Origin of the sequence: Cytobacillus firmus (assembly GCF_023657595.1) — a bacterium.
In the GTDB taxonomy this organism is placed as follows: domain Bacteria; phylum Bacillota; class Bacilli; order Bacillales; family Cytobacillaceae; genus Cytobacillus; species Cytobacillus firmus_B.
This window is the reverse complement of record NZ_CP098323.1, coordinates 3128259-3149912: the sequence shown is the minus strand read 5'-3', so window position 1 is coordinate 3149912 and position 21654 is coordinate 3128259. Positions and strand designations below refer to the sequence as shown.

Annotated in this window: 22 protein-coding genes; 19 read left to right on the top strand and 3 right to left on the bottom strand. The window is 42.4% G+C overall.

All coding sequences use genetic code 11. The annotated features are described in order from the left end of the window. Window positions 1–29: 29 nt before the first annotated feature. From NAF01_RS15905 to NAF01_RS15880, 6 genes are all read left to right on the top strand, one after another. Entirely contained in the window at window positions 30–1937 is a 1908-nt protein-coding gene (locus tag NAF01_RS15905; RefSeq protein WP_048011062.1) for an AMP-binding protein, read from the top strand. Further along, window positions 1937–2821, top strand: coding sequence for a branched-chain amino acid ABC transporter permease (locus tag NAF01_RS15900; RefSeq protein ID WP_048011063.1), 885 nt, complete (start codon window positions 1937–1939; stop codon window positions 2819–2821). The genes NAF01_RS15905 and NAF01_RS15900 overlap by 1 nt, the downstream gene beginning before the upstream one ends. Before the next feature lie 3 nt (window positions 2822–2824). After that, complete coding sequence (locus NAF01_RS15895; RefSeq protein ID WP_250800789.1) at window positions 2825–3886, top strand: branched-chain amino acid ABC transporter permease; 1062 nt, start codon at window positions 2825–2827, stop codon at window positions 3884–3886. 82 nt (window positions 3887–3968) lie between these two features. Beyond that, window positions 3969–5150 (top strand): ABC transporter substrate-binding protein, encoded by a 1182-nt coding sequence (locus tag NAF01_RS15890; protein WP_048011065.1) that lies wholly within the window; start codon window positions 3969–3971, stop codon window positions 5148–5150. A gap of 228 nt (window positions 5151–5378) precedes the next feature. After that, window positions 5379–6167, top strand: a complete 789-nt coding sequence (locus NAF01_RS15885) for an ABC transporter ATP-binding protein (protein ID WP_035329545.1) — start codon at window positions 5379–5381, stop codon at window positions 6165–6167. Beyond that, window positions 6167–7339: a phenylacetate--CoA ligase family protein gene (locus NAF01_RS15880; RefSeq protein ID WP_250800788.1), complete on the top strand. Its 1173-nt coding sequence runs from the start codon at window positions 6167–6169 to the stop codon at window positions 7337–7339. Before NAF01_RS15885 ends, NAF01_RS15880 begins: the two co-directional genes overlap by 1 nt. A gap of 600 nt (window positions 7340–7939) precedes the next feature. On the opposite strand, the gene NAF01_RS15875 is transcribed toward NAF01_RS15880, so the two are convergent. Continuing rightward, window positions 7940–8542 carry a class I SAM-dependent methyltransferase gene (locus NAF01_RS15875; protein ID WP_250800787.1) on the bottom strand — a complete coding sequence of 201 codons (603 nt, stop codon included), beginning with the start codon at window positions 8540–8542 and terminating at the stop codon, window positions 7940–7942. Between the two features lie 356 nt (window positions 8543–8898). Beyond that, the gene (locus NAF01_RS15870) at window positions 8899–9696 is read right to left on the bottom strand and encodes a DUF169 domain-containing protein (protein WP_197216869.1); all 798 of its coding nucleotides are present in this window, start codon (window positions 9694–9696) and stop codon (window positions 8899–8901) included. Between the two features lie 169 nt (window positions 9697–9865). Here NAF01_RS15870 and NAF01_RS15865 point away from each other — a divergent pair, with 169 nt between their 5' ends. The 7 genes from NAF01_RS15865 to NAF01_RS15835 all read left to right on the top strand — a co-directional run bounded on the left by NAF01_RS15865 (window position 9866) and on the right by NAF01_RS15835 (window position 16696). Continuing rightward, a complete protein-coding gene (locus tag NAF01_RS15865; protein ID WP_222499729.1) occupies window positions 9866–10282 on the top strand; it encodes an SRPBCC family protein in 417 nt (138 codons plus the stop codon). Next, window positions 10282–10605: an ArsR/SmtB family transcription factor gene (locus tag NAF01_RS15860; protein WP_197216865.1), complete on the top strand. Its 324-nt coding sequence runs from the start codon at window positions 10282–10284 to the stop codon at window positions 10603–10605. Before NAF01_RS15865 ends, NAF01_RS15860 begins: the two co-directional genes overlap by 1 nt. A 118-nt stretch (window positions 10606–10723) precedes the next feature. Continuing rightward, on the top strand, window positions 10724–12094 hold the full coding sequence (locus NAF01_RS15855) for an MATE family efflux transporter (RefSeq protein ID WP_048009925.1): 1371 nt from the start codon (window positions 10724–10726) through the stop codon (window positions 12092–12094). A 138-nt stretch (window positions 12095–12232) separates the two neighbouring features. Continuing rightward, window positions 12233–13246, top strand: coding sequence for a hypothetical protein (locus tag NAF01_RS15850; protein ID WP_250800786.1), 1014 nt, complete (start codon window positions 12233–12235; stop codon window positions 13244–13246). A 72-nt stretch (window positions 13247–13318) separates the two neighbouring features. Then, a complete protein-coding gene (locus tag NAF01_RS15845) occupies window positions 13319–14005 on the top strand; it encodes a response regulator transcription factor (RefSeq protein WP_048009926.1) in 687 nt (228 codons plus the stop codon). After that, the gene (locus NAF01_RS15840) at window positions 13989–15410 is read left to right on the top strand and encodes a sensor histidine kinase (RefSeq protein WP_222499725.1); all 1422 of its coding nucleotides are present in this window, start codon (window positions 13989–13991) and stop codon (window positions 15408–15410) included. The genes NAF01_RS15845 and NAF01_RS15840 overlap by 17 nt, the downstream gene beginning before the upstream one ends. Window positions 15411–15664: 254 nt before the next feature. Next, a complete protein-coding gene (locus NAF01_RS15835) occupies window positions 15665–16696 on the top strand; it encodes an STAS domain-containing protein (RefSeq protein WP_197216856.1) in 1032 nt (343 codons plus the stop codon). Window positions 16697–16753: 57 nt separating this feature from the next. On the opposite strand, the gene NAF01_RS15830 is transcribed toward NAF01_RS15835, so the two are convergent. After that, window positions 16754–17383 carry a flavodoxin family protein gene (locus NAF01_RS15830; protein WP_284709486.1) on the bottom strand — a complete coding sequence of 210 codons (630 nt, stop codon included), beginning with the start codon at window positions 17381–17383 and terminating at the stop codon, window positions 16754–16756. Window positions 17384–17515: 132 nt separating this feature from the next. On the opposite strand from NAF01_RS15830, the gene NAF01_RS15825 reads away from it, so the two are divergent. The 6 genes from NAF01_RS15825 to NAF01_RS15800 all read left to right on the top strand — a co-directional run bounded on the left by NAF01_RS15825 (window position 17516) and on the right by NAF01_RS15800 (window position 21594). Next, complete coding sequence (locus NAF01_RS15825) at window positions 17516–17917, top strand: VOC family protein (protein ID WP_048009930.1); 402 nt, start codon at window positions 17516–17518, stop codon at window positions 17915–17917. 69 nt (window positions 17918–17986) lie between these two features. Beyond that, window positions 17987–18442, top strand: a complete 456-nt coding sequence (locus NAF01_RS15820; protein WP_222499723.1) for a GNAT family N-acetyltransferase — start codon at window positions 17987–17989, stop codon at window positions 18440–18442. Window positions 18443–18561: 119 nt separating this feature from the next. Then, complete coding sequence (locus NAF01_RS15815) at window positions 18562–19239, top strand: NAD(P)H-dependent oxidoreductase (RefSeq protein WP_222499721.1); 678 nt, start codon at window positions 18562–18564, stop codon at window positions 19237–19239. A gap of 112 nt (window positions 19240–19351) precedes the next feature. Beyond that, entirely contained in the window at window positions 19352–20305 is a 954-nt protein-coding gene (locus tag NAF01_RS15810; protein WP_222499719.1) for a hypothetical protein, read from the top strand. 6 nt (window positions 20306–20311) lie between these two features. Then, the gene (locus NAF01_RS15805; protein ID WP_250800785.1) at window positions 20312–21121 is read left to right on the top strand and encodes a GNAT family N-acetyltransferase; all 810 of its coding nucleotides are present in this window, start codon (window positions 20312–20314) and stop codon (window positions 21119–21121) included. Between the two features lie 29 nt (window positions 21122–21150). After that, entirely contained in the window at window positions 21151–21594 is a 444-nt protein-coding gene (locus NAF01_RS15800; RefSeq protein ID WP_222499715.1) for a GNAT family N-acetyltransferase, read from the top strand. The last annotated feature ends 60 nt before the right edge of the window (window positions 21595–21654 follow it).

Below are 21654 nucleotides of genomic sequence, written 5' to 3'. Positions count from 1 at the left end.
TCATATTTTTAGGAGGGGGGAGCGATTCTATGAGCAAGACGTTTCCGCAGCTGCTGATTGAAAGGGCTTACAGGAATGGGTCACAAGTTGCTTTAAGAGAAAAGGAATTTGGAATTTGGAATGAAATCACTTATGAAGCGTTCTTGGACAATGTAAAGAACTTCAGCTTGGGTTTAGCATCGCTGGGTCTGAAAAGAGAAGATAAGCTTGCTATTATTGGCGATAACAGGCCCGAATGGGTAATCAGTGAGCTTGCTGCGCAAAGCTTAGGCGGCATTTCAGTAGGAATTTATCAGGAATCCCTGTCTGCTGAACTAAGTTATATTATCGATAATTGTGACGCAACCATAATCGTTGCGGAGGACCAGGAGCAAGTCGATAAACTGCTGGAAATTAAAGAATCCATTCCGAAAGTCAGAACAATTATTTATTATGATTCACGCGGCATGAGGGGTTACCGGGAGGACTTTCTGCTGGAATTTAACGAAGTTCTTGAAATGGGACGAAGTTTTCACTCAGGGCAGCCTGGCTTATTCTCAGAGGAAGTTGATAAGGGGTCTGCAGATGACGTGGCGATTTTATCCTATACTTCAGGAACAACAGGCAATCCAAAAGGAACGATGCTTACTTACCGAAATCTGATCGATATGGCTAAAAATCTGTCAGACATTGATCCGCTGACAGATAAGGATGAATATGTTTCATTCCTTCCGCTTGCCTGGATCGGGGAACAGATGATGACCCTTGCCATGGGCTTATATAATGGGATGACGATAAATTTCCCTGAAGAGCCGGCAACCGTATTGGAAGACCTGCGTGAAATTGGACCACAGGTTATGTTTTCGCCACCCAGAATCTATGAAGATATGGTATCGCGTTTTCAGGTCAGAATTCAGGACAGCGGCTGGCTGAAACGAAAGATTTATAACTGGTGCAAGCCAATCGGCGAGAAGGTAGCAAAGGCCCATTTTGAAAATAAACCAGTCAGTACGGGTACGAAGGTTCTTTATAAAATGGCCGATTACCTGATGTTCAGTGCCATCCGCGATCACTTTGGACTCTTGAAGATCAAGCGTGCCTATACAGGCGGTGCACCTTTAGGACCTGATGTATTTGAATTTTTTCATAGCATAGGAGTTAATGTGAAAAGCATTTACGGGCAGACAGAGGTAGCCGGCATATCCATTGTGCACAGGGACGGCGATATTAAGCTTGATAGTGTTGGAATTCCAATACCGGGTACAGAAGTGAAAATTTCTGAAGAAGGGGAAATTCTCATCAAAAGCTCCAGTGTCTGCAAGGGGTATTACAAAAATGAGAAAAGCACAACGGAAACCATTCAGGATGGGTGGCTTCATACCGGGGATGCAGGGAGGCTGGATGAGGGAGGACATTTGTATATCATTGACCGGATTAAGGATGTTATTCGCCTTGATACAGGGGAAATGTTCTCTCCGCAATTTATTGAAAACAAGCTGAAGTTCAGTTCGTTCATACAGGAAGCGGTAGCTATCGGGAAGGACCGTCCATATGTGGTTGCCATGATTAATATCGATATGAAAAATGTAGGGCGCTGGGCAGAGAAAAATCAAATTAGCTATACCACTTATACCGATTTATCTTCCAAGCCGCAAGTGCTGGAGCTGATTGAAAAACAGGTGCAGGAAATCAATCAGACTCTGCCTGAAAAGGCCCGGGTGAAAAAATTTGTTCTGCTTTATAAAGAACTGGATGCAGATGATGAAGAGCTTACAAGAACTAAGAAGGTCCGCAGGCAGTTTGTTGCTAAAAAATATCAGGCCTTAATTGATGGACTTTATACAGAAGACAAAAAAATACGTGTCAATGGCACCATCAAGTATCGTGATGGCATGGAACAAACCATCCAGACAACGCTTCAGGTGATTTTTATGGATGAAGGAGAGGGGGCAGCTTAATGACATTTTTCTTGCAAATGCTTGTAACAGGCATCGTGGTAGGAAGCGTTTATGCACTTGTCGCACTGGGTTTTGTGCTTATTTATAAATCCAGTGATGCTATCAACTTTGCACAGGGTGAGTTCCTTTTAATTGGAACATATGTCTGTTTAACGCTTATCACAGCCTATAACATTCCATTTATAGCAGCACTGTTAATTGCACTGATGTTCAGTGCTGTTTTAGGATTTGTCATTGAACGGATCGTTCTAAGGCCGTTTATTGGAGAGCCCGTCATATCCATGATTATGGCGACGATCGGATTATCGAGCGTTCTTGCCGGGATTGTTCATATTATTTGGGGCCATGAAACACGTGTATTTCCTAAGATTTTCTCTGAGCAGCCTGTTAACCTTGGTGAGATCGTCATTGCGCCGGTCTATTTATGGTCACTGTTAATCGTTGTGGTGATGCTTGTCATTTTCACCCTCTTTTTCAAATATTCCAAGCTCGGAATTGCGATGAGAGCAACCGCAGATGATCAGCAGGCGGCAATGTCAATGGGAATCAGCGTAAAAATGATTTTCGCAGTTGCCTGGGCGATTGCAGCCATTGTTTCAGCCGTTGGGGGAATCCTTCTTGGAAACATTAACGGTGTGAATGCATCCCTTTCAGCGATCGGCTTAAAGGTGCTTCCGGTTGCCATTCTTGGAGGACTCGACAGTATTCCCGGTGCCATCATCGGCGGGCTGATCATCGGTATTCTTGAGAGCCTGACCGGCGGGTATCTGGATCCTTTGGTTGGCGGGGGTCTGAAAGAGGTTATGCCGTTTGTCATCCTCGTATTTATCCTGATGTTCAAGCCATATGGCTTGTTCGGAAAAAAAGAAATCGAGAGGGTGTAACCGATGAGAAATCCTTTTGTAATGGATTGTGGAGAGTTCCATGTGAATTATAAACAAGATATGGCGATCTGGAAGATCACCAGAGTAAGGATGCGCATGTTCATTCTTCTGGCTGTATTTGCAGTCTTCCCAATGTTTGCATCCGATTATATCATTGGACTGGCTACACTTTGCGGAATTGCCGCTATTGGTGCGATCGGTCTGAACATCCTGACTGGCTTTACTGGACAGATTTCCATAGGGGTAGGCGCGTTTCTCGGGGTAGGCGGGTATACATCGGCTATTCTGACAGCAAAGCTGGGATTGAGCTTCTGGATTGCCATGCCGACAGCCGGTATAGTAACGGCGATTGTCGGTGGACTATTCGGGCTTCCATCCTTAAGGCTTAAAGGTTTATATTTGGCGATTGCCACCCTTGCAGCACAGGTAATCATTTTATTTGTTATTTCCCGCTGGGATGCGCTGACTGGCGGAACAGCTGGAATGGTCCTATCCAGGCCTGAACTTGGCAGTTTTGCCTTTTACAGTGAACGGAGCTATTACTACCTTATGTTTGCTGTGCTGGTTATTACGGCCCTCTTCACCCTGAACCTTTTCAGGTCGCGGGTCGGCAGGGCATTCATAGCAGTCCGTGACCGTGATGTGGCAGCAGAGGTTATGGGGATCGATTTGTTTAAATATAAAGTATTGGCATTTATTGTAAGCTCCTTCTTTGTGGGCATTGCCGGTGCTTTACTGGGCCATTATACAATGGTTGTCAGTCCTGAGCTTTACAGCATTACAGTGTCGATCGAATACTTAGCAATCATACTGGTCGGTGGCCTGGGAAGCGTATTCGGGTCAATTTACGGAGCTGTATTTATTACGTTGCTTCCAGTTGTACTAAGATCAGGGGTTGAAATGATGAGCGGGGTATTCCCTGACTTATCAGCTGTCTTAATCGGGATGAAAGAGGTAGTATTCGGCCTTGTGATTATCTTATTCCTGATCTATGAACCGCAGGGTCTCGCGAAAATATGGAAAAATATCAAAGACTATTTTAAGCTCTGGCCATTTTCCTATTAATTCCCGGGTAATAATATCTGAAAATTTTGAAAGTAAATCTTTCAAATTTTTATAAAAAAGAGGAAAAATGAGGGGGAACATTATGAAGAAGGTTTGGAAGGGTTTATTGGCAGCAACATTAATGGCTGGAATGCTGGCAGGCTGTTCTGGAGGCAGCGAGGAAGCATCAGCTGACAAGAAAGGCGGCACAGTTAAAATTGGCGGTATCTTTGACCTTACGGGAGGTACCGGTGATGTTGGAACACCATATGCAGAGGGTGAAAAAGCATTTTTTGAATCCATTGCAGGCGAGGAGATTAACGGCTATAAGCTCGAATTAATTGGTGATGACTATGCTTATAAAATCCCGGAAGCCCAAAAGCTTTATCAGAAATTAAAATCAAAAGATAAAGTATCAGCCATTTTGGGATGGGGAACAGGGGACACTGAAGCCCTTCGCCAGCAGGTGGCAGCCGACAAGCTTCCATTCATCTCTGCTTCATACTCAGAGAACCTGAAAAATATTGACGAAAGCCCATATAACTTCCTGGCTGCGGCTTCTTACTCCGACCAGGCAAGATCCGTACTGAAATGGATAAAAGACAATCACACTGGCGGCACACCGACTGTAGCATTAATTTACAATGATACGGCCTTTGGAAAATCGCCAATTGAAGATGCCAAAAAATTTGCCAAGGAAAATGGCATTGAAATTGTAGATGAACAAATTGTTGATCTGAAAACACTTGATGCAACATCCCAATTGCTGAACATGGAAAAGAAAAACCCTGATTATGCAATTATTAACCAAACTTGGGGTGCAACAGCAACTATACTAAAAGATGCTAAAAAGCTTGGTTTGGATACACAATTCATCGGATTAAACTGGGCTACCGGAGAAGGCTTGCTTCCTATTGCAGGTGATGCGGCTGAAGGATTTATCGGAGTCGTCACACATGCCTTCCCATATGAAGATCTGCCTGGAATGGAAGAAATCAAGAAGTTCGTAGAAAGCAAGGGTGAAAAGCTGGAAGACAAGAACCAGAAGTTTATCCAGGGATGGGTGTCAGCCAAAATCATGGTTGAAGGCATGAAGCTTGCTGAAGACCCGACTTCAGGCGAAGGCATCCGAGCCGGCCTGGAGAAGATTTCAAATCTTGACCTCGGCGGTTTAGCCGCTCCGGTTACTTTTTCACCTGACAATCATGCCGGTACAAACCAAGTTCGATTGGCAGAAGTGAAGAACGGCCAGTTTGAAGTGTTCACTGATTATATCGGCTACTAACAAAATGGGGGGCGAGGTTTTATACCCGCCTCCTGTTCACTTTTAAAGTCTTGGTACTTATGAATTAGCAAATAAACTCGAAACTTGGCAAATAAACCCGAAAATTGCAAACAAACGCTTGAATTTGCAAACAAATTTTTGTTTGTGGAAATAAACAGAGAAGACCACGAATGATTCAGGACATGACCTGGGAACGAAAAAAAGGGAAATAGCGGGGAGGAAAGATGCATGCTGACAATAAACAATGTCGAAGTGATGTACGACAAGGTCATCCTTGTATTAAAAGGGATGTCAATGGTGGTGCCAAAAGGGAAAATTGTCGCTTTGCTCGGCAGCAATGGCGCCGGGAAAACGACCACTCTTAAGGCGATTTCCGGCCTGCTGAAAAGCGAAAACGGTGAAGTGACAGATGGCTTTATCGAGCTTTATGGCGAGCGCATTGATGTAAGCGATGCTGAAACCATCGTAAAGAAAGGCATTTTTCAGTGCATGGAAGGAAGACGCGTGTTCAAGCATCTTTCTGTTGAAGATAACCTGATCGCAGGCGCACATACCAGGAAAGACCGGAAGAATATTAAAGGCGATATCCAAAAAGTCTATCATTACTTTCCGAAGCTTGAAATGCTGAAGCACAGACAGGCCGGATATCTGTCAGGCGGAGAGCAGCAGATGCTTGCCATTGGAAGAGGAATCATGGCAAAGCCAAAGGTGCTGCTTCTCGATGAACCTTCATTAGGGCTGGCGCCGCTTTTAGTCAAAGAAATCTTCGGCATTATAAAGAAAATCAATGAAGAAGAGGGAACCACGATACTGGTAGTGGAGCAAAATGCCAATGTTGCCTTATCGATTGCCGATTATGGATACATCATGGAAAACGGCCGGATTGTCATGGATGGAACGGTGGACCGGCTCCTTTCCAATCAGGATGTGCGTGAATTCTATCTTGGAATGGGAGATAAGGGCCGGAAAAGCTATAAAGATATTAAATCTTATAAAAGAAGAAAGAGGTGGCTATAGTGGAAAAGCTGAAGAAAGTAATTTACCATGCATATAAAAATGCAAGCGGATTTAAAAAGCGCCTTGATGATGCCTGTATTTCTCCAGGTGACATACAAACTTTAAAAGACCTGGAGAAAATCCCAGTGCTTAAAAAAGATCGATTGCCGGAATTGCAATCTGCAGACCAGCCTTTTGGAGGCTTTGCAGCTGTAAAGCCAAATGAGATGGAACGAATTTTTATGTCGCCAGGTCCGATTTACGATCCGCAAACGACAGGGAAAGATTTCTGGCGTTTCTCAGAAGCTCTCAAGAAGGCAGGCTTTGGGGAAGGGGATATCGTACAAAATACATTTTCCTATCATCTCTCACCGGCAGGCTTTATGTTTGACTCCGCACTTCGTGAATTAGGAGCAACTGTTATCCCTGCCGGAACCGGGAATCGGGAGCTGCAGATTCAGATTATGAAGGATGTCAGGGTAACCGGCTACGTGGGAACTCCGAGCTTCTTTAACCTTTTGCTCCATTCCATTGAAGAGAAAGGATGGAAGATTGGTAACGAAATAGCGGTTAACAAAGTATTCTTCACTGCTGAAATGCTGACTGAACAAATGCGGAAAAGGTGTGAAGATAATGGGATTTCGGTATATGAAGGCTATGGAACTGCCGATTGCGGGTGCATTGCTTTTGAAGACAAGCAGGGCCCTGGACTGAGAATCACAGATTCTGCCATTGTTCAAATCTGTGACCCGCAGACTGGATCGGAAGTTACAGATGGAGAAGGAGAAGTGGTTGTCACTTTATTTGATAAAAGCTACCCGCTTATCCGCTTTGGCACAGGCGACCTTTCCCGCTGGGTTAAAGGGAATGAGGGGAAAAGGATTGCAGGAGTGCTGGGGCGTGTCAGTGATGGGATAAAGGTAAAAGGAATGTTTGTAAGAGAAAAACAGCTGGCGCGGGTATTAAATGAAGCAGGGTTTCCGGTATTCCAGGCTGTGGTAACAAATGAGCAGGGGCAGGACCAGATTAAGATTTTCATAGAATCGGAAGAAGGATTAAATTCTGAGCTTGCCTCAAAAATCCAGAATGTGATCAGGGTTAAGCCGATTCTTGAATTAACAGCGTCAGGATCTATTAAAAAAGATGAAAAGAAGCTGGTGGATAAGCGCAACTACGAATTAAAGAGGGTGTAGTCTAAGGGGGCTGATTGAATCGGCCTTCTTTTTTTATGAGGATTTGAAATAGTTAACTTTGATTAACGCCGAAAAGGAGTGAAGGAGAGGGAAATGGTAGCTAATCAGGAGGATTAACGCCGAAAAAGGAGTGAGGGAGAGGGAAATGGTAGCTAATCAGGAGGATTAACGCCGAAAAAAGGGCGAGGAAGAGGAAAATGGAAGTTAATCAGCTGGATTAATGCCGAAAAAGAGATGAGGAAGCGAAAAATGGTAGTTAATCATATGGATTAACGCCGAAAAAGAGGTGAGGGAGAGGGAAATGGTAGCTAATCAGGAGGATTAACGCCGAAAAAGAGGTGAGGGAAAGGAAAATGGTAGCTAATCAGGAGGATTAACGCCGAAAATAGGGCGAGGAAGAGGAAAATGGAAGTTAATCAGCTGGATTAATGCCGAAAAAGAGATCAGGAAGCGAAAAATGGTAGTTAATCATATGGATTAACGCCGAAAAAGAGATGGTGAAGAGAAAATGGCAGATAATCATACGGAGTCATTCAGCGACTGCCAAAAATATCAGGCAAAAATCCTCAATATAATCACCAGTGGCGCCGCTAATGAAAATTAACGGCCGACATCCGGATTCACACACTCCACCACTAGAAACAATCCTTTATAATAGGGAGTCACCTTCGTTATCTTCATTCCTGAATCCCTTATAGCCTGAAGTGTGTCTCGGTTCAGGTGGCAGCCGTCGCATATCCTTTTCCATAGTGGGTTGAGGGCTTCCTGGGCAAATGCGAGAGCGGGCTGCTCCATTTTCACATGTTCAAAGAATAGTATTTTTGCCTGTGGCTTGCAGACTCGTTTGATCTCTGTGAGTGCTTGTTCAGGATTTGGGATTGTGCAGAACACCAGAGTGGCAACTGCCGAATCAAATGTATTGTCCGCAAATTCAAGTTCTTCAGCAGACTGCTGGTGAATGAGAATAGGAACTGAAGCCACATTTTTCCGGGAAAGTGATTTTTCAATCATCGCCTGATTCGGTTCAATGGCATCAACCCGGTCAGCCTTTTTATATAAGGGGAAGTTAATGCCTGTACCGGCTCCAATCTCGAGAACACGGCCACAAGCCATGGTAAGAATCTCTCTTCTGATTCTCTGGAATTTTCTTTTCTCAAGAGGCTGCATGGCCAGATCATATAGCGAAGGGAATAAGCTGCTCAATTATTTCACTCAATTCTTAATAGCTGTTTATCGCAGTCTAACGGGCAGTATGACCCCCCACTTCAAGACTCAGAGGAATCAAAGGAGGATAAGTGGGGGTCAAACTGCCCGTAAAGGCCCGATTGGTGAGATACAGTGAAACTTGCCGACGCGCAGGCAGAGGCTTAGTTGAACCAATCGGGTTCGTAGTGTCGATTGATCGAAGCGCTAGCGGAGATCTTAGCGACACTAGAACGCGACTAACAATCAGTAGGGGATAAGGAAAACCCCCACTGATTGAAGTTTCACTTTATTCTATTTTACCCTTTTCCCAAAACGAAACAAGCCGGCACCTCGATTGGAGACGCCAGCTTTAATCAGGGCATGCTGTCGAACATCTCGTTCAGCTTCTCATATGTGTCAGGATATTTTGCCTCATATTGAAGATAGGCTGGAACAGGGTAACGCACTCCCCCTTTGTGGGTTTGCTTTAATCCATCTGCAAATTCATCTGCCATGGAAAAAGGAATGGTGAAGGCCATTTCGTGATCATGCGTCTGGCCGAAAACCCGGTCTCCATAGCATGGGAGGATTACCTGCGGCTTACCGGTTTGAATGGTCTTTATAACTATATCGGCGCAATCTGCCCGGGCTGTAAAAGTGGAAGTAATTTCGCCGCCCGTGTGATAAAGTGCGCCCGCCACCATTCTCATGACTTGTGCTGAATTTCCATATACTGTGATTACATCAGGTTCAAATGATGCTCTTCCCAGAGGAGACATCAGCACTGTACCGGCTTCCTCTTTTGTAAACTTGGGTACGGCCGCTTCGGTTAAGGCCCCAAGATCACAGGTTTTGGTGTACATCCCATCTGTTAAGTTCCCCTCTGAGTAATAATCGAGTTCCTCTTCAAACCCGAAAGCAATCTTGGCAATTGGGCATGACAAGTCTTCTTTGCCCATGGCAATCGACCAGCCATATCTTCTTGACATTGTTACCCCCTGGCAGATACTGAAAGTTTTGTTAAAGTCTCTTGCCGGCCGCTTGACCCTGTCAGGCATAGAATCTTCCTTTTTCATAACCCTAATGGCAAGCGGAAAGGTGTCAGGACGCACATATGTATGTATCGCAGTTTCCAGATCAGATAGCTTTTGAGTGTGAATGGCTCCCTGCATTAAAATCCCTCCTTAAGATATAATAAGTATTCTATAGATTATATGGATCAACCTGCATAGTTAGGCGTTTATTTTTTTGTAAATATCAGTTGACATGAAACCAAAAGGTTATATATTATTTGAAATGAAACCAAAAGGTTTTATTTTAATTGAAAAGGAGTTTTATTAAATGGAAACAATTCAGGATATTAAACAAACCGTAATACTGAATGCGCCTATCGAAAAAGTCTGGAAGAAAGTTTCTACATCAGAAGGAATCGAAGCGTGGTTTATGCCAAATGATTTTAAGGCTGAACTTGGCTATGAATTTCATATTCAGTCCCCATTTGGCCCGTCTCCTTGTAAGGTGACAGAATTGGATGAGCCAAACCGGCTATCTTTTAGATGGGATACGGATGGATGGTTTGTATCTTTCATTTTAAAAGATTTGGGCGGCAAAACTGAATTTACGCTTATACATGGCGGCTGGAAACAGCCTGATGAATTGGTTGAGAAAGCTGGACAAGAGAGTGCAGTAATCCGTGAAAGAATGTCTCAGGGATGGACTGGTATTCTCGCGAAGCTTGGCAAGGCTGTTGAGGTATAATGGGTGCTTCTGCCAGGAAACATGATGTGTTTCAGGCAATCGCCGACCCTACGAGAAGAGAGGTTTTAAGGCTGCTGGCTGAAAAAGAACGCCCGATCTCAGAGATAAGTGCTCATTTTCCCATAAGCCGGACCGCTATATCAAAACATCTTCATATTCTCTCGGAAGCCCAATTAGTAAAAGGGGAAAAGGCGGGGAGAGAAAGAATCTATCAGCTCCAGCCTGAGCCGCTGACAGAATTGAAGCAATGGCTGTCCTTTTATGAGCAATTCTGGAACAATAAGCTGCAAAAACTTAAATATCTAGTTGAAGAAGATGAATGATTTTCTGAAAAAAGAGCTTCCGCAGCTCTTTTTTCTTTTGAACGAAAATGAGGTCTTTCTTATAAAAGATATAATATAATAATGTTTGTGTTTACTATTTTGTGAAGGAGTCTCAAGGATGTATCAGACATTTACTCTACAGGAGAAGATCAGGCAAATAACAATCATGTTAATTCCTATATTAATCACTCAGTTTGGCATGTTTGCGATGGTCTTTTTTAATACGATCATGTCGGGAAGATATAATGCTTCAGACCTTGCTGGCGTAGCGATTGGCTCCTCCATTTGGAATCCTGTCTTTACCGGGCTTAGCGGAATATTAATGGCTGTATCCCCAATTGCGGCTCAAGCGATTGGAGAAAAAAAGAACAAAGAAGTTTCATCTATTGTAAAAAATGGAATCTTATTGGGTTTTATCATTGCCTTTGCAGTCATTCTATTGGGTTCAGTTTTGCTTGACCCTCTGCTTAATAACATGAATCTGCCTGATGATGTGGAAGCAACAGCCCGTGGCTATCTTGTAGGCCTCAGCTTTGGAATCATCCCTTTGTTCATATTTAATGTTTTAAGATCTTTCATATATGCACTCGGCAAAACAAGAGTTGTGATGGTGATTTTATTTTGTTCACTTCCCATCAATTTCTTCCTGAATTATGTCCTTATTTTTGGCTATTGGGGATTTCCTGAATTGGGGGGTGCAGGAGGAGGGTATGCAACTTCTTTTACTTATTGGTTCATCCTTGTTATGACTGCACTTATAATCAAAACGAAGGATCCTTTTTCAAGCTATGCCATTTTCAGCGGCCTTAAGGAATTTTCGTGGAATAAATGCAAAGAAATCTTAAAGATAGGCGTACCCATGGGACTGTCCATCTTTTTTGAAACGAGTATGTTTGCCGCGGTGACCATCTTAATCAGTAAGTTTAATGTAACAACTATTGCTGCATATCAGTCTGCATTAAACATAGTTTCCTTCCTGTATATGATCCCAATCAGCATTTCCATGGCACAAACGGTGTTAGTCGGATTTGAAGTGGGGGCTGGCAGGTATAAGGATGCAAAATCATACAGCTGGCTGGGTGTCTATCTGTCTATTTTAATTGCGCTGTTCACAGGCCTCCTGGTTGTATTTTTCCGCTATGAGGTTGCAGGCTTTTACTCTACTGATCAAGCGGTTATTGCCCTGACTGCCCATTTCCTGATTTATGCGCTGTTTTTCCAGATTTCCGATGCCATCCAGGCTACTGCACAAGCGGCTTTAAGAGGATATAAAGATGTGAATATATCTTTTGTTATCACACTGGTTTCTTATTGGCTGATCTGTCTGCCTGCTGGTTATGTTCTTGCACACTATACAGACCTTGGCGCAACTGGTTACTGGCTTGGCCTTACGTTTGGGCTTCTTGCTGCAGGAGTTTGTCTTTCAATCAGGCTTGTTTATATCCAGAAGAGAAAATTTATCATCGAAGAAATCAGGGAAGCAGGCTAAAGCCGTCTATCCGCTTATTGCGGCATGGGCGGTTTTTTTTGTTGACTTTTTTTTTGACATATTCCTGACATATTGCACCGTTATAGTAAAGTCGAGGTTAAGGATGCTTGGCCTTCAAAATGATCAGGAGGTATAGTAATGAAAAAAACAATCATTGGTTTTAGCCTTGCAGGTTTATTACTTGCAGGGGGATATGCAACAACATCTTTTGCAGCAGATACAGAAGCTTATGCAGAAAAAGGCGAGTTAAGCTGGAAATTTAAAAGCAGGGGGTTTGGCCATCATGGCAGAGGGGTTACCAATGACTCTGAATCTATCCTTCAAAGGGCTGGAGAGCTCGGCATTCAAACAGAAGGAAAAGATGCCGAAACTTTAATTGGGGAAATCCGGGAAGCTGAAATTCTGAAAGAAGCGAAGGAGCTTGGGATAAAAACGGATGGAAAAGACACTGAAGACCTTATGGAGGAAGTAATGCTTGCTAAGCTGAAAAAGGAAGCTGCAGAATTGGGCATCAAGACAGAAGGAAAAGATGCAGAAGCTCTCCATGAAGAAATCGGTACAGCAAAACTGAAAGAGGAGGCCAATGAACTGGGAGTGACGACTGAAAACAAAGATTTGGAGACCTTAAAGAAGGAGATTCAGACAGCTTCTTTGAACAAGCAGGCAAAAGAGCTTGGAATTTCTGCTGATGGCAAAGACCTGCAGACTCTAAAACAAGAGATATTCACAGCATCTGTAAAAAAAGAGGCTGAAAAGCTTGGAATCTCCATAGAAGGCAAAGATATCAGGGAAGCTGCACAAGAGGTCTTTTCCGTGAAGGTCAAAAAAGAGGCGAAGGAACTGGGCATATCAATAGATGGGAAATTCATTCAGCAAATTGCTCAAGAGGTTAGGGAGAAAAAAGTGGCTAATCTCGCTAAGGACTTAGGTATTTCCACAAAGGATAAATCAACAGCAGATCTTCTAGCAGAAATAGAAGAGAAGGACAATGCTAAATTACAGGACGTTCTCGGAGAAACTTTTATGGGGATCAAAGGATTTGGCAAAAAGGAAATGAAAGGCAATCAGGGGCATGGAAAAGATAGCAGCATGGAACAGCGGGCATCTAAAGAAGATCCAGCTGATATAAGTACGGATTCAGGCTCTATGTAATAAGTTTTAAAAAATCCCCGTGTACAAATTCGGGGATTTTTCTGTATAGTTAACTTATTGGAGGAAGGTAATATGAAAAAAATCCTTGTGGCAGAAGATGAATTGGCTATATCCAAAGTTTTAAGCGCCTATTTGCATCGAGAAGGGTTTGAGGTTCTAACAGCATATGACGGCAGCAATGCCCTTGAGCAATTTTTCAATCACTCCCCTCACCTTGTGATCCTGGATATCATGATGCCTGGCATGGATGGCTGGAGTGTGCTCGAAAAAATTCGTGAAAAAAGCGCATGTCCTGTCATCATGCTTACAGCGCTGGGGGATATTGATTATAAGTTGAAGGGCTTGAATACAGGTGCAGATGATTATATTTCAAAGCCTTTTATCGGGGATGAGGTAATTGCACGTGTGAATGCCGTATTACGGCGAACAGCAAATGTGTATACGGATGAACATATAAAGCATTATGGAAGCTTAACGATAAATTTTGATGCACATACCATTTTTCTGAATGGCAAGGAAGTAAGTTTGACTCCGCGAGATTTATCTTTGCTGATGTTTTTGGCTGAAAGGCCTAACAGAACTTTCACCAGGGACCAGTTGATTGAACATGTCTGGGGAATGGATTATGACGGAAGCGACCGTGCTGTCGATTTGGCCGTAAAGAGGATACGGCAGGCATTAACAGACTGGCCGGAAACAGAAGGTGAAATAAGGACGCTCAGAGGAATGGGGTACCAATTCCATGTTTATGAAAAATAACAAAAGAACAACCCTGCTCCGCTATTGGACAACCCGCTATCTTTTTACACTTGTCATCGGACTTATCATACTAGCAGCAGGATCTATGTGGTGGATTAGGCAGACAACTCTTGAAAACAGACTGAATTTGCTCCAGTACGTTGCTGTCGAAACAGCAGATCGTGTCGTGCAGCAGGACGGCGGCATCGAATTTGATCCTTTTTTTAACAGAATGCTGGAGGAAAGAGCGAAGCTGCTGGAATTTAAGTTTGAACCCCAAGTCTTTATAAGCGATTTAAATGGCCAAATATTATATAAGAAAACCGGACGGATGCAGAGAAATAACCAGACTGGCCCTGATCTTGGAACTCTGCCTGCAGATTTGCTTGAGAACCAAAAGAATGTTCAAAAACTGGATACACAGGATGGGCAAGCCGTGTATGCAGTCAAGTCGGATATAACATTCGATAATAACCAGGTGGGATGGGTCGTAGTGGTCCAAAGCGCAGATGATTTGACGAACGTAAATCAGGAATATACCCTGTTATTTATCATGCTCACAGGATTGGGTCTTCTTGGATGGAGTGTCATTTACTTTCTTTCCAGGAAAATTTCGAGGCCCATTCAGGAAGTTGCCCAGGCTGCCTCGAAAGTCAGCGAAGGTGACTATAAAATCGATCTGAAAGCCAGGGCCAATGAGGAAGAGATTCATAATTTAATCATATCGTTTAAAGAAATGACAGAGCGGCTTATGCACCTTGAAAAACTTAGGGCAGAATTGCTGGCCGGGGTCACACATGATTTGAAAACACCTGTCACATCTATAAGCGGTTTAATTCAGGCGGTGCGTGATGATGTTGTAAGCGGTGAAGAAAAAGAGGAATTTCTTGATATTTCTTTAAAAGAAGTCAGCCGTTTGCAGAAAATGATTGAGGATTTACTCGATTTCAATTCACTTTCGGCTGGTGCCTTTTCAATTAGGCCTGAAAACTGTGATATGAATAAGCTCGTTAATGATATTGTGAGGCAATGGGCACTAGCACAGAAAGGCAATTTTCACTATAGTGTGGAAGCGCCAGCTGAAACCATCTGCAGATCAACAGACCCGTACCGTCTGCAGCAGATTATGATTAATTTGTTGAATAATGCTTATCATGCCATTGATGAAAATGGCAGCATTACTGTTATTTTGAGTGAGGGATTTATTGAGGTTCATGATAATGGATCGGGAATAGCCGAAGAGGAGCAGCCTTATATTTTTGAACGTTTTTACAGGGGGAAACAGAAGAAGCTGAAAGTAAGAGGGCTCGGCTTGGGGCTTCCATTCAGCAAACTGCTGGCCAATGCTCTGAACGCAAATTTATTTTTAAAAGAAAGTTCGGCAAAAGGTACTGCATTTGCGATTAAGTGGAATGAAGAAGGGTAGGTATAAGCGGGGAGGATTTGCATGCCTATTCTTTTTTGGGGGTGAATAAAAACGGTGCATGCGAAAAATTAGATAGATTTTGTCTGTTTCGAAGCAATTTTCAGCAGCTATACTATATGGATTTTATTATCTTCGATAAGGTTTTCCCACCAGCATATACATTTTTGACTCCGAACTAACCTCGAGGTTAGAATATTATTGTTCTTTAAATAGATGACTAGACAGCAATGATTTATTAGATAAGGAGGACATTTATGGAGACTAATTCTTCTAAGTATGAAATAAATGTGAATGGATCTCTGTTTGATTGGGATCTGGATAATGCAACGTTTAAATTCGAAAATGACGAAGTGGTAGTGTTTTGGGTAAACACAGCTTTTAAGACTCTCCTGGACTCCATTGAGGAAATCTCTGGTGAAAAATCAGCCGAGCTTGTTCTTGAAACCGCTGGCTACAGGACAGGAAAAATTGTCAGCAAATTTTATTTGGAATCGAATAAAGAAAAAGAAGACATTATTAATCATTTACCCAATATGTATTTAACTGCCGGTTGGGGGAAAACAGATATTGCATCCTTTAGCCTCGAAGAAAAGAAGGCGATCATTCGTGTTAAAAATGGGTGGGAGTATAAGATTAATGTGGAACAAAAAAAAGAAGCAGAAGGCACTTTTTTGCCTGGACATTGGGCAGGGGTGCTCAGCGGCCTGTTTGAAACAAATATATGGTATAAAGTGAAACAAAGCCAGGTTAAGGGAGATTATTATTCCGAATACGAATTTTTTGAGTCCGACATTACGCCCTCCCAGAATATCAGTGCCTTGATTAAAGAGCAGAATCAAAGCGCCCAGAAAAAGCTGGAAAAGGAAATTGCTGAGCAGACCAAAGTAATGTCTGAAATAATTAAAGAGATATCTTCTCCTATAATTCCAGTGATCGATTCCATTCTGGTCATTCCTTTAGTGGGAAGATATGAAGAGCTGAGGGCGGAGGAACTGCTGAACAGAACCTTACTGAATCTTCCCCGGTATAAAGCAGAGTATTTAATATTGGACTTAACTGCTTTAAAGGGTGTTGATCAATATACTTTAGATTTTCTGCAGAAATTCGTAAAAGCAGCTTCCCTATTGGGCACAAACTGCATATTTGTCGGGATTTCACCCGAACTTAGCCTGCAAATCATCGAGAGCGGAAACAAGGAAACACAAATTCCATGTTTTTCAGTTCTGCAGCAGGGAATCACCCACGCGTTAGATCAGGTAGGATTACAAATTTCTCCAAAAAAATAAAGAGTAAAAAACCAGCATTTAGGGCTTATGCTGGTTTTTTACTGCATATTAATGTAACTAGCCTTTGACAACATTACCTTCGGCTGGTATCGGATGAGCTTTTAATATTCTAGCAAAATGGAGTAAATTATAGGCCATTATTTTGGCATGCTCTCTTGTGAAGTCATTGTCATAGCCCTTTGCTTCAATAAAGGATGGTCCGGGGCCAGCCTCACCAACCCAATAGGTGTCAACGTTTGGAGGGATGGTGAATCCCATATGGGAAAGTGAATATAGCACGGAGCGGGAAACTTGTTTGGCCCCATCTTCATTGCCGGTCACCACAACACCGCCAACCTTGTTGTAAAAAATATACTGTCCTTTTTCATTTGTCAGACTGCTTCCTCCATATAATCTTTCGATTACTTTTGTGGTGATGCTGCTCTGCTCGCCAAGCCAGATGGGAGAACCAACGATAAGGATATCTGCCTCTTCAACCTTCTTAAAAATATCCGGCCATTCATCCTCCTGATCTACAGCTTCAGAAGTAATACCGGAACCAATTTTAAAGTCTGCAGCTGTAACAACCTCTGTTTTCACTTCCGTTTTATCAAAAAATTTAACAACCTCATCTATAAGTGCACCGGTATTGGAAGGTTCACTGCTTTTTTTTAGTGTACAGTTTAAAACTAAAGCCTTAATTGACATGTTTCATACAACTCCCTTTCTATTATTCACTACTCTTAATTCCCTGTGCTCAGGAGCAAAAACAATCTAAATGAAGGAAATGTGATAAATTCAACGAATTACATAATTTTGTGCGAGATTGGAGGGACTGAAATGATCTATGAAATGACGGTTCAATTCCGGGTACTGGATATGAAAGAGGGACTGTTGTGGTATGAAACATTGCTTAATAAAAAACCTGATCTCATTCCGCATGAAGGATTTGCAGAATGGGAACTCATCACAGGGTGCTGGCTTCAGATAGCTGAGGGTTCACCCAGTATAGGAAGCGGTCCAATTAGGCTTGGGGTGCCTGATCTTGAGCAGGAACGTGAAAGACTAATCACAGAATTAAAAATAACACCATTTGAAATCCATACGAGAAAAGAAGTTCCTGTTAAGTGGGCTACATTTGCTGATCCATGGGGAAATAGAATTGGATATTTTGAATATATCGATATGCATGAGAAAGAAATCCAAATAAAAAAGGTAAACAAAGAAGACTGGGGGAGATGACTGCTATGGATCATCGTTATACAGAAAGAGAAGGTTATTTTGGAAGCTTGACATAAAAAGGAGGACATAATGAAGATACGAAAAATGGACCATTCAGAGCCCCCTCCAATGAATCTGCTATTATTGGCAGATCCTTCAATTGAATTTATTAAAGGTTATGTAAATCGAGGGGAAACATATTTTGCTGAAATAAACGGAGAAGCAGTCGGCGTTTATATCCTTCTAGCCACAAGACCAGGAACTTGTGAGATTATAAATATTGCCGTTAGTGAAAAATATCAGGGTGAGGGCATCGGCAGAAAACTTCTTGAGCATGCAATAGAGCTTGCGTTTCAAGGTGGATATAAGACCCTTGAAATTGGAACGGGGAATTCAAGTATTGGGCAGCTGGCTTTTTACCAAAAATGCGGTTTTAGAATCACAGGGGTCGACAGAGATTTTTTTGTGAGGCATTACAAAGAAGATATCATTGAAAATGGAATCCATTGCCGGGATATGATCAGGCTGTCTATGGATTTGCAATGAAATTGCCCCAAATGATTAGGAACAGCAGTGAAAAGGGCAGACTAAAAGCTGATTTCATGAATGTTATGATGTAATATGTTACGTTAAAGTTAGAACAGTCAGAAAAGGAGTGTTTGGTTTTGCGTGAAAAGGAAGTTTTAAAGGAAGAAATCCTGAATGCCTATCAATTCAGGCATGCGACAAAGGAATTTGATCCAAATAAAGAAATCCCCGAGGAAGATTTCCGGTTTATATTGGAGACAGGCCGTCTGTCACCAAGTTCATTTGGTTTTGAACCATGGCGTTTTGTGGTTGTTCAGAACCAGGAGCTCCGTGAGAAAATTAAGAATGCCTCCTGGGGCGCATACGGGAAACTGCCTGAAGCTAGCCACTTTGTTTTAATCCTGGCAAGAACGAGAAAAGATACAAAATATGATTCCCGCTATCTGCAGGATCATTTTAGAAATACCCTGGGCATGCCGGAAGAAATGATGGACAAATATCTGCAGCGGATTGAGGAATTCCAGAAGTCCGATTTTGATCTGCTGGAAGGAGATCGCCCACTCTTTGATTGGGCCTGCAAGCAAAGCTACATTGCACTTGGGAATATGATGACCGCCGCTGCACAAATTGGTATAGATTCCTGTCCCATTGAGGGGTTTGACATTGAAAAAATGAATAAACTCCTGAATGAGGAAGGCTTGCTTGAAGAAGGAAGCTTCGGATTGTCGGTAATGTGTGCCTTTGGATACAGAGTGAAAGACCCAAGACCAAAAGCGCGCAGACCATTCGATGATATTGTAAAGTGGATTGATTAGGAAAAGAGCATTGGCTCTTTTCCTTTTTTTATTGTTTAAAAAAGGAAATTGGTATTATAGCTAGAAAAACTAATAAGAAATCAAAGCTCCTAATTAAGAAAGGATTTTATATATGAAGATAACGAAAGAAAAATTTCAGAACACAAGCAGATGGATAAAAAGAAATGCAAGACCGCTTGAATCTGCTTTATGGTCGTACCATTTTGAGGATCGTAATGATGAAGGGGTAATAAAATGTATAGAAGCGTTTCAGAATGAAGACGGGGGATTTGGCCATGGCATTGAACCTGATTTCTGGTCACCTTACTCGTCACCGATGGCTTCCTGGGCTGCCGGTCAAATCTTAATGGAAATTGAAGCAAAACCCGAGTTGAAAGTTGTACAAAAACTAGTAAATTATCTAGAACACAGCTATATCCATGAGAATAAAATGTGGCCATCTGTGATGACTTCAAACAATGAGTACCCACATGCTCCTTGGTGGCATTGGACAGAGAATATCCAGGATAATTGGGCTTATAATCCAAGTGCAGAGCTTGCAGGGTTCTTATTGCATTGGTCGCCATCTGGAAGCAGTGCTGCTGAAATAGGATGGAAAACCGTAAAGAATGCAATTGCATATTTAATGGAAGTTGATGAAATGGATAGACATGAAATAAACAATTTTCAGCAGTTGGTAAAGCTAATGTCCAAGCAGGAATCTGAATTTGATTCAAGACTTAATTACCCGCTCAAGGAGACGGCTGAAAAAGTGAATGCTCTTGCTTACAAAGCTGCCGGGAAGAATAAATCAGTATGGGCAGAAGGCTATGTAGCCACTCCCTTGGATTTCGCTGAGCAGCCAGAAGATTCTCTTTCTATGAGATTTGGAACGTCAATAGATGATAATCTTGATTTCTATATTGAGCAGCTCTCAAATGAAGGAACTTGGGACATTCCCTGGAGCTGGGGACAATATGAAAATGAATTCCAGGTTGCAAGCAATCATTGGAAAGGAATACTTACTGTTAAGCGGTACAAAATATTGGATTCTTTTGGAAGGCTTGACGTTAAATATATGAGGTGAAAAATTATGAATCTAGTGATGAAAAGTGACTTAGCTGAGAGATTGGACAAGACAGAGACAAGTGTGCTGCTCTCCAGATTGACGGCAATTAAAAATCGGGATGGAAACCCAATGGGCGTGGAAATTAAAAGGATTGGCGGGACAACCGCTTTCGCTGCCAGGAATATTCCGGGTCCATCCTTCAATCTTGTAAAAGGATTTAACGCAGCAGATGCCGAAGCTCTGGATCAAATTATTGATTTCTATCAGGGAAAAAGAATTCCCATACGATTGGAGATTACACCTTCAAACGGATCATCAGATTTACTGAGGATCCTTCATCAAAAAGGGTTCTATCAATGTGATTTCCATACCACTTTGTTTGCGGAACCTTCAGATCTTGTGGACATTCCCATTAATGCCGATATTGATATACGCAGGATGCAAAGAAGCGACTTTGATCTTTTCGGTGAGCTATATACAAAGGGGTTTGGAATGCCTGGATTCCTTAGCCAAGGAATAGCTGAAAATAATGAGGTTCTTTATGACAATAGAAACTGGTCCTTTTATCTTGCCTTTGTAAACAATGAACCAGCTGGAATAGGTGTTATTTATATCATAGAAAAGGCAGCGAATCTTGCGGCTGCGGCTGTTTTGCCTGCCTTCAGAAACAGAGGGGTCCACAGCGCGCTTATTCAAGCCCGAATCTATCAGGCGATTACACAAAATTCAGAGCTTGTGACAGGTCAGGCAAGGTTTGGTTCGGCAAGCCAGAATAATATGGAAAAAGCAGGTTTGAAAATTGGATATACAAAAGCAATCTGGGTAAGGGAATAAAACTATGCATAAAGGCAGGATGGTGCCAAATGGAGCTTAAAATACATACCAGGAAAGCAGCTATCGGGGATATTCCCCAGCTTGCAAGCTTAATGGGGGATCTGGGCTATCCAGTGTCGAAAGAGCTGATGGAAAAGAGGCTTAATAACATCGGTGCACATCCTGATTACTATTCATTAGTGGCTTGTCTAGAAGATAAAGTAATTGGAATGGCTGGATTCCATACAGGTCTTTTATATAATACTGACGGCATTCATATCCGAGTTATTGCTTTCGTTACTGATAAAAATTACAGAGGGATGGGTGCAGGTAAGAAGCTGATGCAGGCTGTTGAAAATTTTGCAGAACAATTGGGGGCTGCCGGAATTGTACTAAATAGCGGAAACAGGACTGAACGCGAAGACGCTCATCAATTTTATATTAGTTTAGGCTATCAGGCAAAGAGTACCGGGTTTGTGAAAACCCTCCATTAGAAAGCGGAATCCATATTAAGTATTTATTGGAGCCGTCTTATAATGAAGTGAAGGAATAGG